Here is an 11,947-nt window from a genome sequence, read left to right as displayed (position 1 = left end):
CCCTAGTCGTTGATCTCGGTGGGGGGCAGGTGGGCCCGGGTGGAGTCGTTCATGGGCACCTCGTGGACCACCAGCACCGGCTGGTGGGCGTGGCGGATGAGCCACTCGGTAGCCGAGCCGTGGAGCATGTTGGAGAGCTGACTCCGGCCGCGGGTGCCCATGACGATCATGTCGGCCTCGAACTCCTCGGCCTGGCGCATGATCTCCTCGGCGGCGTTGCCCACGCCCAGGCCGCACTCCTCGCCCTCCTGGGCCCAGGACTCCAGCCGCTCCATCGCCTTCTGCTCGGCGCTGTCGCGCATGTCCCTGGAGGAGAGCGGCGAGGAGCCGGTGTGGGCAGCGCCGGCGGCGCTGCTGGCCGCCACATCGGCGGGGCGCATGACGTGGAGCAGGCGGATGGTGGCGCCGGTGCAGTGCTGCCGGGCCACCGCCAGGGCCTGGGCCGAGGCGGTGGAGAAGTCGATGGCGATGATGACGCGCTGGAGCATGCGTGATCCCCGTGGTCGGTTTGGGCCGGGCGGCCCCGAAGGCCGGGTCACCGGCAACCTTCAGGATGGGGCCGCAAGCTGCTAAAATATTCCCTTTAACTCGGTAAGCCAGTCTGTACCGAGAGCCGGCCGGTTGCAACCGGCCTCCCCCTCGCTCGCCACGGCCCCCGGACGCCGCTCCGGGCCGGTGCGGAAGTTCACCGGAACGGGATACGTATTCGTGAAGCAGTCTCTGCAGGCCGCCTGGGAGCGCCAGCGCGGCATATGGTTCTTCAATGTCCGCGGCGACCTCATCGCCGGCGCCGTGGTCGCCCTGGCCCTCATCCCCGAGGCCATCGCCTTCTCCATCATCGCCGGGGTGGACCCCAGCGTGGGGCTCTACGCCTCCTTCACCATGGCGGTGGTCATCGCCATCGCCGGCGGCCGTCCCGGGATGATCTCGGCCGCCACCGGCGCCATGGCGCTGCTGGTGGTGGACCTGGTGGGCGACCACGGCCTCCAGTATCTGCTGGCGGCGACGCTGCTCACCGGGGTCATCCAGATCCTCTTCGCCTGGGCCAAGCTGGCGCGGTACATGATGTTCATCCCGCGCACGGTGATGGTGGGCTTCGTCAACTCCCTGGCCATCCTCATCTTCCTCTCCCAGGTCCCCTATCTCACCGACGGGAATACCACCATGTGGGCCCTGGTGGCGGTGGGGCTGGTGCTGCTCTATACCCTGCCGCACATCCCGGGCTACCCGCGGTTGCTGCCGGCGCCGCTGGTCATCATCGTGGCCCTGACCGCGGTGGTCTGGTGGCAGGGGCTGGAGACCCTGCAGGTGGGGGACATGGGGGAGATGCCGTCGGGCCTGCCGGTCTTCCTCTTCCCGGAGATCCCGTGGAACCTGGAGACGCTGCAGATCATCTTCCCCTACTCCCTGGCCCTGGCCGTGGTGGGGCTGCTGGAGTCGCTGCTGACTGCCTCCATCGTCGATGACCTCACCGACACCCCCAGCGGCAAGAACACCGAGGCCCAGGGGCAGGGTATCGCCAACATCGTCACGGGCTTCTTCGGCGGTATGGCCAGCTGCGCCATGATCGGGCAGTCGGTGATCAACATCCAGTCCGGCGGCCTGGGGCGCCTCTCCACCCTGGCGGCGGGGCTCTTCCTGCTCTTCTTCATCCTGGTCCTGGGGGACCTGGTGGCCATCATCCCCATGGCGGCGCTGGTAGCGGTGATGATCATGGTCTCCGTGGCCACCTTCGACTGGTCCTCCCTCAAGACCCTCCACCGGCTCCCGCGCACCGACGCCACCGTGCTGGTGGTTACCGTCGCCACCGTGGTCTACACCCACGACCTCTCCATGGGGGTCATCGCCGGGGTGATCCTGAGCGCGGTCTTCTTCGCCCGGAAGATGGCCCGGGCCATCGAGGTGGGCAGCGAACTGGACGCGGCGGAGCGGACCCGGACCTACACCGTCCGGGGCCAGCTCTTCTTCGTCGCCGTGGACAAGTTCATCGACCAGTTCGACTATCGCGAGCCCATCCACAACGTGGTGCTGGACCTGCGCCACGTCGCGCTCTGGGACAGCTCCGCCGTGGACGCCATCGACAAGGTGGTGGGCAAGTTCCGTCGCCGCGGCATGGAGGTGGAGGTGCTCCGGCCGGAGGGCTCCAGCGGCGAGCTCCACGATCGGCTGGCGCTCCACGACAAGGACGTGGAGCTGGGCGGGGGCCACTAGCCCTCGCTGATGACCCGGTTGCGACCGGTTCTCTTGGCCCGGTAGAGGGCCGCGTCGGCGCGCTGGATCAGGGTGTCGGCCGTATCCCCCGATTGCAGGGCGGCAACCCCGACGCTGATGGTCTGGTGGATCGGGCCCTCCTCCGGCCGGTCCACGGCGGTCCCTTCCACCCGCTGGCGGAGGTCCTCCATGGCCGTTTCCGCTCCTGTGAGGTCGGTCTCCGGCATGAGGATGGTGAATTCCTCGCCGCCGTAGCGGGCGGGGAGGTCGCTTACCCGTTGATGCCGCTCCAAGACCGCCGCCAGGGTCCGCAGGGCGGCATCACCCGCGACATGTCCGTATTCGTCGTTGATCTGCTTGAAGTGGTCGACGTCGGCGATGGCCAGCGACAGGGCATGGCCGGCCCGGCGGGCCCGGGCAATCTCCTCGGCCAGCCGTTCCATGAAGTGCCGGCGATTGGCCAGGCCCGTGAGGGTATCGCGGGTGGCCTGGTCGCGCAGGCGCTGATTGAGGTCGTGGACCTCCCGCGTGCGTTCATCGACCTCGTCCTCCAGACGCCTCGAGAGCCGTCGGATCCCGATGTAGAGCAGGATCTCGAAGAGGATGAAGGTGGCGATGGCAAAGGCGATATTGCGCCGCTGGGTCAGGTTGAATTCGGTTACGGCCTCGCTGGCGTCCTGGGCGATGACCAGGCGTCCCACCGGCGGTAGCTCCCCGCCCTGTTGGCCCAGGAAGTCGTACAACGGGGCGTGGGTGACGGCGACCGCTCCCTGGGCAGTATTTCGGAGGAGGCGGGTCCGTTTCCCCGCGGCAGCCAGCTCCGGCTGCAGTCGACCCGTGAGTTCCAGGAATCCGTCACGCGTGGCGGCCTCCAGGTAGTAGCCGTGCTGCGGCTGGTCGGCACCGAAATGGCGCCGGATGGCCTCCGGCCACATGCTCGACCGGACATGTCCTTCTCCCAGGAGGACGGCTGCCTCTCCACTGATCCGGGGCTGTAGCCGATCCAGGAGTCGCTGGAAGGAGATCCCCGCCTCCAGGGCGCCGACGAAGGTCTGGTCGCCGTCGTCGATGGGGGCGTAGACCGGCGTGACGCCGCGCAGTCCGGAGTAGACACGACCGGTCTCGAAGCCGGTAACCGGCTCCTGCTCCGCATTCACGGTCACTACTGTATGGCGGAGGTCGTGCATGGAATCACCGAACTTGTCCGGGCGATGGACCCGCAGGAAGCTGGTGGAGCCGGGGGGCAGGTGGAAGTGGAGCTGGCGGAAACCGAAGAGATCGGTGAGTTCCGACCAGCTCCGGTAGACCTGGTCGTAGAGGGCACGGCGGTAGTGCTGCGCGCGCGGGCCACCGGCGCCACCCCCTTCCGCCTCAACGGCCTCGGCACCCTGGCGGAACAGGGTCCGGACGTGGGGGTCATGGCTCACGAACGTGGCCATCTGGAGCATGTTGTCCTCGGAGAGCGCCATTCCCACCCGGAATGTACGCATGGCGGCCTGACCGCGCCGCTCCAGGGCATCCTCCAGGGCGCGCAGGCTCGCCTGCTGGTTGAGGGCCACGAAGCTGATGTCCACCACGGCCAGGAAGGCCGAGACGCCGAGGAAGACCCGAGTCCGCCGACGCAGCATGGCGCTAGGATTCTTCGTCGCTGTTCACGGCGGAGTCCTCGTTGACGCGTTCCAACATTCTCTCCTCGCGCTGAACGGGGCCCACGGGGCCCACCATCCGGCCATCATAGGCCGTCTTCAGGCCGTTCGCGATATGGGCCTCCGGAATCATTGGCAGGAGGGGCGGGTGGCAGCCATCCTTACTAATCTGAGGAGGTAGAGACGATACGGCGCACTGCGCAGGAGCCTCACCATGTACCACGCGATCCGGATCCTGGCCCTGGTCGGGCTGGTCCTGGCCACCCCGGCGGCGACCGCCGGCTGCCCCGAAAACCTCGATTTCCGGCTGGAGCCCCTGGGTGGCGGGGAGCCGGTCCATCTGTGCGAGGCGTATTCCGGCAAGGTGGTCCTGCTGGTCAATACCGCCAGCAAGTGCGCCTATACGCCCCAGTACGAGGGGCTGGAGGGACTCCATGCCGATTATCGCGAGCAGGGCCTGGTGGTGCTTGGCTTCCCTTCCAATGATTTTGCCAATCAGGAGCCCGGTAGCGAGCGGGAGATCCGCGAGTTCTGCCGCATGACCTACGGGGTCCGCTTCCCCATGTATGCCAAAACCCACGTCGTTGAAGGGCGTGCCCACCCCCTCTATCAACGGCTGGCGGCGCAGGCCGGAGAATACCCGCAGTGGAATTTCCACAAGTATCTCCTGAATCGAAGGGGGGAACTGGTCGGGAGCTTCGCCTCCGCGGTGGAGCCGAGGGACGAAGAATTGCTGAATGCCATCCGGGAGGCACTGTAGATGACGGAATCGACAAATGCCGATGGGGACGGCGACCTTCGCGATACCTTCAACGCTCACCAGGTGGTGGTCTTCCGCTCGGGCCTGACCGATACCCGGGAGCTGGCCGCCTGGCTGGAACGACTGGGTGTCGACCACACCTTCGTGGACATGCCCATGGGGGAGGCGGAGCAGCGCGAGCGCTTCCGCCACCTGCAGCAGCACACCGGCTGGCACGGCCTGCCCATGGCCTTCTACCAGGGCGAATTCGTGGGCGGGGAGCCGGAGCTGCGCCGCGTCCTGACGTCAGCGGAGGGGAGGCGGAGCCACTGGCTGGCCTCCCTGGGCTATGGCGGCCTCGTCCCCTTCGTCGCCGCCACCGCCGCCCTGGCCATCTGGCCCGGGAACGCCTTCGCCACCACCGCCCTGGTGGGCTATGCGGCGGTGATCCTCGCCTTCCTGGGGGCGGTCCACTGGGGGCGCGTGCTCGCCCACCCGGAGCGGGCCGATGCCCCACAGCTGCTCCAGTGGGGCGTAATCCCGGCGCTGCTGGCCTGGGTGGCCCTCCTGACCCCGCCGCCGGTGGCCCTGGGGCTCCTGCTCGGCCTGGTCGCCCTGGTCCACGTGGTGGACCGGCACCTGCTGGCGGCGGACCCGGCCATGGTGGCCTATCGCCGCCTGCGGCGCCACCTCTCCTGGGCCGTACTGGCGCTGCTGGCGCTGGCCTGGGCGCTCGTCCTGGTCGCCGGCTAGGCGATACGAATTGCTATCCTCGAGGCAGGGCCCATCAGTGTAGCGGGAGGTGACCATGGCCGGTGGCTGGGCAAAAGAGGGCGCGGTGCAGCAGCAGATCGACGACACGGTGGAGGATGCCGTGGCCCAGGCGCGCAGCCGCCTCCCGGCGGGGGGCGAGGGTGCCGAGCACTGCGAGGAGTGCGGTGCCCCCATCCCCGAGGCGCGCCGCCAGGCCATCCCCGGCGTGCGTCTCTGTGTCGCCTGCCAGGAAGCCCACGACGCCGATGGGCAGGCCAGCGCCCCCTTCAACCGCCGCGCCAGCAAGGACAGCCAGCTGCGCTGAGCCGGCCCGTTCCCCGCTCCCTCCGCCCGAACTACCGCTCATCTTCTCGGTCCCTCCGTTCAGGCAGCATCCCGGCCCGGACATGGAATAGAATGCGGAGCCGCCTCGTCCTCCCCCTGACGGTATCCGTCACCAAGGGGGAGAGAGGTCGTCTCTCGTTCGTTTCTTGAGAAATATTCCAATAAAATAAGGATATTGCTTTGAACTACAAAAGCTATACCTTCCGCATCCTGGCCGCATTCACCGTGGCCGCCCTCCTGCTCGTGACCGCCCTGGGGGTCACCATCCAGGGCATGAATGACATTACCGCCGGCTTCGAGGAGCTGGACGAGCGCGCCAATGCGCGCATGCACAGCCTCAACACCCTGTTCAGCGATGGCCTTTTCGCCGGCATCGCCGTGCGCAACAAGGTCTTTCGCCCGGAGCTGGAGAAGCCCTGGGAGGTCAACCGGATGGTCGGCGAGGAGTTCACGGCCAATCTGGAACGCATCCGTGAGCTGACCGCTCCGGGGGATAGCAAGTCCCGGGAACTCCTCGACGCCATCGAGGAGAACTGGGCCACCGTCTACCAGGCGCGGGTCGAGGTGCTGGGACTGGTGGAGGAGGGGCGCTCCGAGCGCGCCATCGAGGTCCTGACCGAAGAGGAGCATCCCCGCTGGCAGCAAATCCGGCGCGACCTGCGAACCCTGATCCACAACCAGGAAGAGGCCGTCGCCGCTCTCAGCAAGCAGGTCCATGCCGAGGCGGAGAGCACCCGGTGGACCGCGGTGATGGTCGGAATCGGAGCGCTGGTTGCGGGGTTCGTGGTCTTCGGCCTGGTCCTGCGCAGCCTGCGGCGCGGGCTCAAGGACGTTACGCAGACCATGGAGGCCATCGCGGACGGCGATGGCGATCTCACCCGCCGTCTGGATGAGACCAGCGGGACGGAACTGGCGGATGTCTCCGCCGCCTTCAACCGCTTTGCGGAGAAGATCCAGGGGCTGGTGCGAGAGGTAGTCTCCACCACGGAGCAGCTCTCCTCCGCCGCCGAGGAGATGTCGGTGATTACCCGCGAGTCCCAGGACGGGGTCAATCGTCAGCGCCAGGAGACCGATCAGGTCGCCAGCGCGGTGGACGAGATGGCCGCCACCGTCCAGGAGGTGGCGCGCAACACCAACGACGCCGCCGACCATGCCCGGGACGCCGCCAGCGAGGCGACCGGTGGCCGGGAGCGGGTGGACCAGGCCAGTAGCGCCATGCAGCGGCTGGCCACGGAGATCCAGGAGACCGGCCAGGCGGTGAGTGCCCTGGACAACGAGAGTGAACAGATCGGCCAGGTGCTCACCGTCATCTCGGAGATCGCCGACCAGACCAATCTCCTGGCGCTGAACGCCGCCATCGAGGCCGCTCGGGCCGGGGAGCAGGGGCGTGGCTTTGCCGTGGTCGCCGAGGAGGTGCGGACCCTGGCCAGCCGGACCCAGGACTCCACCGGCGAGATCCGCACCATGATCGAGCGGCTCCAGGGTCAGTCATCCAGCGCGGTCCGGGCCATGGACCAGAGCCGGGAGCAGGCGGAGACCACGCTGGAATACACCCGCTCCACCGCGGAGGCGCTGGGCACCATCGACGACCGCATCGGCACGCTGTCGGACAAGAACGGCCAGATCGCCACGGCCGCCGAGGAGCAGAGCTCCGTGGCCGAGGAGCTGAGCCGGAACATCAACAATATCCGCGAGATCGCCGATCAGGCCAGCAACAACGCCGACCAGATGGCGACCTCCGGGGACGAACTGGCCCGGCTGGCCAGCGACCTCCAGCGGCTGGTGCACCAGTTCCGGATCTGAGGAGCGTGCTCCTCAACCGTTGAAGGTCTCCGCGAGGAACCGCTCCAGCTCTTCCCAGGCCGCTTCCGCTGCCTCGGCGTTGTAGCCCACCGGCATGTCGAAGCGCTCGGCGGCCTGGTCGGCGGCTGGATTGGTAAAGCTGTGGGTGGCGCCGTCGTAGCCGACGAAGCGGTAGTCCACCCCGGCCGCCTCCATCTCCTCGCGGAAGGCCTCGACCTGTTCCGGCGGGACCATGGGGTCCTCGTTGCCGTGCAGGACCAGGATCCGGGCCTCGACTGCGCCCTCCTCGGCGGGGTGGTCGGTGGCCAGGGGCCCGTGGAAGCTCGCAACCGCCTCCAGATCGGCGCCGGCCCGGGCCATCTCCAGGACCACGGAGCCACCGAAACAGTAGCCGATGGCAGCCATGCGCGTGCCGTCCGTTCGTGGATGGTCGCGGAGGAAGGCCTCCGCGGCGCGGAAGCGGCGGAGCATGAGATCCCGGTTCTTCCGGACCATCCCGGCGAACTCAGCGGCCTTGTCGGGGTGCTCGGCTACCCGGCCACCGCCGTACATATCCAGCGCCAGGGCGGTGTAGCCCAGCTCGGCGAGCTTGCGGGCCTGGTTGCGGGCGTGCTCATTGTGGCCCCACCACTCGTGGACGACCAGCACGCCGGGCCGGGGGCCTTCGGCGCCGGCATCGTAGGCGAGGAAGCCGTTGAGCTCGGTGCCGTTGTCGCGGTAGGTGACCTCCTGCTCCTGGATCCCGCTGCCCCCACCACAGGCGGTGAGCAGCAGGACGAGCGTGGCGGTGAGGATCCGGTTCATGGCCTGACTCCTTTGGGGTACTCCCGGAAGGGTAGACCGCCCGACCCTATTCGTCCTCTACGGGCCAATCCCAGCGGTTCCATCGATCCCGCTCCTGCAGCCGCTCACGCTGCTCGTCGGAGAGGGTCTCCATGACGCGGTCGTGGGTCTGCTGCTGGGTGCGGGCGAGTTCCTGCTGACGCTCCCGGATCTGGAGATGGAGCTGGCCAATGCGCTCGGCGTCGGGGTCATCGGCTGCCATGGCGCGGGTCAGCTCCCAGTGACGCTCTTGGATCTCCGCCATGAGGCGCGCCCCCTCGCCCGCCGATTCCTGGCGGATCTGGATGATATTGCGAACCTGGGCGCGACTGAGCCCGAGGTCGTGCATGGTCTGGGGGCCCATGCCCGTTCCCATGCCCATCATCGGGGCCATGTCCGGGTCGGCCATCCGGTAACGGTGTTGCATCATCTCCATCATGGCCGGGTCGCCGCCCATCATGCCGGCGCGATCGTGCATCATGCGGGGCTTGTCCCCATCGGCGGCCATGACGGGGCCGGCGAGGGCCAGTGCGGCCAGAGTGGCGAAGGTAACAGCGGCAAGGCGGGTGGGCGTCTTCATGGTGTCTCTCCTGACAGTTTCCGGATCGCAGAACCCCGTTCCACCGGGGTTTTATCCGGGCCCGAATCAACCATCCCGGCATTCATCCCGGCATTCCCGGCCCCGGCATCTCGAAGCGTAGGGGGCATTGCGGGTTGCCTCTACGGGACGCAGCCCTCCCTGGCTCCGGAGTCCCAAACTTTGTACGGAAAGGGCGGGGAAGCGATGGAAAATGGTCTTTTTGGCCCATCATGTCGCCGGATGGGGAACCGCACGGCCCTACACCTTGGCAGCTTGGCCGACACCATCCACTATGCTCTGAGTTGTTCACCACCGTATGACTCGCAGGCGGGAGGGAGGGAGAAGGACTTGGATCAGGAAGAGGTTTCGAAACCGGAGGGTATGGTGAGCCGGGGAAAGGTGATCGCCGTGCTGAGCATGCGCGTTGTCTATACGCTGGTCAGCCTGATTCTCGGCCTTATCGCGATGGCCCTCATGGGGAGCGCGGTGTACGAGGTCTGGCTGGTACTGGGCGACACCAGCGAGCTCGTTCCCGCCCTGCTCGACGCGGTGGCCCTGCTGGTCATCGGCATGGCCGTGTTTGACGTATCGAAGTTCCTGGTAGAGGAGGAGGTCTTCAGCTCGGGGAACCAGGTCTCCGAGGGCGGCCAGCGCAACACGCTGATCAAGTTCCTGGTGATTATCAACATCGCCATGCTCATGGAGGCGCTGGTCTTCGTCTTCACGGCGGCGAAGGAGGATATCTCCTTGCTCGTGTATCCGACCTTCCTCCTGATCGGCTCCGTGCTGCTGGTTCTCGGGCTGGGGATCTATCAGAAGCTCACCGAGGGGGCCGGGCGGTAGTAGGCGGAGCCGTACTCCCTTCCGCGGAGTGCACTCGGACAACCCTGGGAAAAGGCTTTCATAATAACGGGTTACGGTGTTCGTGTGACACGGTCAGCGAACCTTGTAGAATACGCAGCTCGACGACAGGCGCGTAGCTCAGTTGAGCACCACCTTGACATTGTTGTCCCGCTAAAAGCCCCTCCCCTGAAGACCCCGTCATAGCGCGATCTCATGGCCCCGTCAGAGCCAGATACGGCCATTATTGGGCACCAGTTTGTCACACACGCTCCTGCTCAGTGACAAGTGATTTGTCGCCGGATCTGAGTACTACTCCCTACTGACTCCTCTACGTCCTGCCCTTCGGTTTCGGGTCTTCCGAGTATCGGTTGATGCCTCTGATCGGGGAACGCTCGCGGCTGCGTGAGCGGCAATGGATACCCTTCGGGTTGGAGTTCCTGAGGGGGAGATCATGGTTGGTGTTCATGGATACGCAGTGTCCATTAATAATGAACACACCAAATAGATGACAAGGGATGGCAGCGACGTCCCACCTACTGGAACAGAAAGCCGAGGTGGTTGAACGGCAGACCGGGATAGTTCTGGTGCCGGCGCTCCGGGGTGTGGGGTGGACCCCGATCGCTGGACCACGGAGGGGTGCTGGGGAGTGGAGACCGGACGCCTCTCCATTGGGGGTCATGGGTCTGGCTGATTCGTACGGGGTTGTAGACTCAATCTTCAAGTGCAACACCGACCCCGCGTAGCGGGTAGGATGTTGCGATGGAACCAAGCTACCAGCACCTCAGTGAACAGGAACGCGCCGCTATCATGCTCCAGGCCAGTGAAGGCCACAGCGTACGCTCCATTGCGCGAAGCCTTGGTCGCCATGTCTCGACGGTGAGTCGTGAGCTGCGTGAGGCCGAGACGACCGCAGCTCCTATTGCGCCACCCGGGCCGCGGCAGCGTATCAGCAGCGACGTCGCCGCAGTCTGCCGACTATCGGCTCCGGAGACCAATGAAAGAGGCAGAGCGAGCTATTTCCTGTGAATTATTCGGGCTTACGCGAGGAAGAATGATACGGCGCCGGAAAGCAGAAAGAACAGCACCATCGCCTCGAGCATCCCGCCGGTGAGCCAGGATAGCACCACGATGATAACCGCTATCCAACTGATTACTGAGAATATCTTACCCATAGCCTATGCCACTACCTCAGTCTCCATTGCTTCTACCGTTTTCTTGACATCCTGAAGTGTAAAGACCCGACTGATCGTCAACTTGTTTCCGGAACAACTCGCGGTTCTCAGGCTGCCAGTCCTTGAGCTTCCGGACCGGAGGCAGATGACCGAGGGCTGCCGGCTCTTCTTGGGAAACCGGTCCGTCAAGGCCTGGTCGTTGTCCGTAAGCAGGATGCGCAGATGAAACGGGCACTTCTCCTGCAGGTTTTTCAAAAAGCGCGTGGCGACCTTCCGGGACTTCTCCCGATGGCGTTCCAGGTAGACCTGCCGGCTGGCGCGGTCGATGGCGACGAATAGGTAGGTCCGGCGGTCCTCGTCGGCGATGGCCGGCAGGCGCTTGATATCTAGGTGGAAGTAGCCGGGCTGATAGTCCCTGAAGGTCTTCGGCCTCGCCGTCGGGCTGCGGGATGAGGGCCCGGCGGTCCGAGACACCGTGGCGCACCAGCAGCCGTTGCAGCATGGAGCGATTCAGGTCCGGCTGGATGAACTCTCGGACCACTACCAGCAGAATCGGTGGACAGCAGCAACGACCGGCGCAGCTCCACCACGATGGCCTCCTGCGCCGGCGGCAGCGCCGTGAGCAGTCGATGCGGGCGGTGGCTCTGATCTGCGGCCGTCTCCCGGTACTTCCACTTGCGCACCGTGGACCGCGGCGTTCGTCAAGCTAGTTGTCGTATCCCCGAGCATCATGCTGCGACTTGATCGGGTTCGCAGGCCGTTCGCCGTTCCGGGTTCAGCCAGACCGGCCCGGCCGGACGCCAGTCCCGGGTTGGCCCGCTCCAGCGCCTGGGATTCTCCGCCTTCGCCTCGTCATACCGCGCCTGACGGTCGCCCAGGATGGCCTCATCATCACCGTCGTGGCGCTGCTGTGGCGTGACATACTGGATCCGGCTGTGCCGGTTCTCTTCGTTGTACCAGCGAACAAAACCATGCACCCATCCTCGAGCCGCTTCGAGACTTCCAAACCCCTCGGTCTGAAAACCCGGGACGT

11 protein-coding genes and 2 pseudogenes are annotated in these 11,947 nt (G+C 66.2%); 7 read left to right on the top strand and 6 right to left on the bottom strand.

Going from position 1 to position 11,947, the window contains the following annotated elements; all coding sequences use genetic code 11:
• Positions 1-2: 2 nt before the first annotated feature.
• A complete protein-coding gene (locus tag BM272_RS11980) occupies positions 3-488 on the bottom strand; it encodes a universal stress protein (RefSeq protein ID WP_093429035.1) in 486 nt (161 codons plus the stop codon).
• A 220-nt stretch (positions 489-708) separates the two neighbouring features.
• On the opposite strand from BM272_RS11980, the gene BM272_RS11975 reads away from it, so the two are divergent.
• Positions 709-2,211, top strand: a complete 1,503-nt coding sequence (locus BM272_RS11975) for a SulP family inorganic anion transporter (RefSeq protein ID WP_093429034.1) — start codon at positions 709-711, stop codon at positions 2,209-2,211.
• Here BM272_RS11975 and BM272_RS11970 read toward each other — a convergent pair.
• The gene (locus BM272_RS11970) at positions 2,208-3,839 is read right to left on the bottom strand and encodes a sensor domain-containing diguanylate cyclase (protein WP_093429033.1); all 1,632 of its coding nucleotides are present in this window, start codon (positions 3,837-3,839) and stop codon (positions 2,208-2,210) included. The genes BM272_RS11975 and BM272_RS11970 overlap by 4 nt on opposite strands.
• 232 nt (positions 3,840-4,071) lie before the next feature.
• On the opposite strand from BM272_RS11970, the gene BM272_RS11965 reads away from it, so the two are divergent.
• From BM272_RS11965 to BM272_RS11950, 4 genes are all read left to right on the top strand, one after another.
• Positions 4,072-4,617 (top strand): glutathione peroxidase, encoded by a 546-nt coding sequence (locus BM272_RS11965; RefSeq protein WP_093429032.1) that lies wholly within the window; start codon positions 4,072-4,074, stop codon positions 4,615-4,617.
• Positions 4,618-5,349, top strand: coding sequence for a DUF3429 family protein (locus BM272_RS11960; RefSeq protein ID WP_093429031.1), 732 nt, complete (start codon positions 4,618-4,620; stop codon positions 5,347-5,349). It abuts the gene before it with no gap.
• Positions 5,350-5,404: 55 nt separating this feature from the next.
• On the top strand, positions 5,405-5,674 hold the full coding sequence (locus tag BM272_RS11955; RefSeq protein WP_093429030.1) for a DksA/TraR family C4-type zinc finger protein: 270 nt from the start codon (positions 5,405-5,407) through the stop codon (positions 5,672-5,674).
• A gap of 200 nt (positions 5,675-5,874) precedes the next feature.
• Positions 5,875-7,497, top strand: a complete 1,623-nt coding sequence (locus BM272_RS11950; protein WP_093429029.1) for a methyl-accepting chemotaxis protein — start codon at positions 5,875-5,877, stop codon at positions 7,495-7,497.
• Between the two features lie 12 nt (positions 7,498-7,509).
• Here the strand turns inward: BM272_RS11950 and BM272_RS11945 are convergent, their stop codons facing one another.
• Together BM272_RS11945 and BM272_RS11940 are read right to left on the bottom strand one after the other, a co-directional pair.
• Complete coding sequence (locus BM272_RS11945; protein ID WP_093429028.1) at positions 7,510-8,301, bottom strand: dienelactone hydrolase family protein; 792 nt, start codon at positions 8,299-8,301, stop codon at positions 7,510-7,512.
• A 46-nt stretch (positions 8,302-8,347) separates the two neighbouring features.
• Positions 8,348-8,899, bottom strand: coding sequence for a Spy/CpxP family protein refolding chaperone (locus BM272_RS11940; RefSeq protein ID WP_093429027.1), 552 nt, complete (start codon positions 8,897-8,899; stop codon positions 8,348-8,350).
• 348 nt (positions 8,900-9,247) lie between these two features.
• Here BM272_RS11940 and BM272_RS13910 point away from each other — a divergent pair, with 348 nt between their 5' ends.
• Both BM272_RS13910 and BM272_RS14245 read left to right on the top strand, forming a co-directional pair.
• On the top strand, positions 9,248-9,742 hold the full coding sequence (locus tag BM272_RS13910; RefSeq protein WP_205407809.1) for a hypothetical protein: 495 nt from the start codon (positions 9,248-9,250) through the stop codon (positions 9,740-9,742).
• Between the two features lie 759 nt (positions 9,743-10,501).
• Positions 10,502-10,768, top strand: a complete 267-nt coding sequence (locus BM272_RS14245; RefSeq protein ID WP_093429026.1) for a helix-turn-helix domain-containing protein — start codon at positions 10,502-10,504, stop codon at positions 10,766-10,768.
• Positions 10,769-11,088: 320 nt separating this feature from the next.
• Here the strand turns inward: BM272_RS14245 and BM272_RS14110 are convergent.
• Both BM272_RS14110 and BM272_RS13625 read right to left on the bottom strand, forming a co-directional pair.
• Positions 11,089-11,600: pseudogene (locus BM272_RS14110) on the bottom strand (IS481 family transposase); the annotation flags it as partial.
• A 42-nt stretch (positions 11,601-11,642) separates the two neighbouring features.
• Positions 11,643-11,947 (bottom strand): annotated as a pseudogene (locus tag BM272_RS13625) (integrase core domain-containing protein); the annotation flags it as partial.

The sequence above is a fragment of the Thiohalospira halophila DSM 15071 genome, from assembly GCF_900112605.1.
Lineage (GTDB): Bacteria > Pseudomonadota > Gammaproteobacteria > Thiohalospirales > Thiohalospiraceae > Thiohalospira > Thiohalospira halophila.
This window is presented reverse-complemented; position numbering and strand designations above follow the sequence as displayed.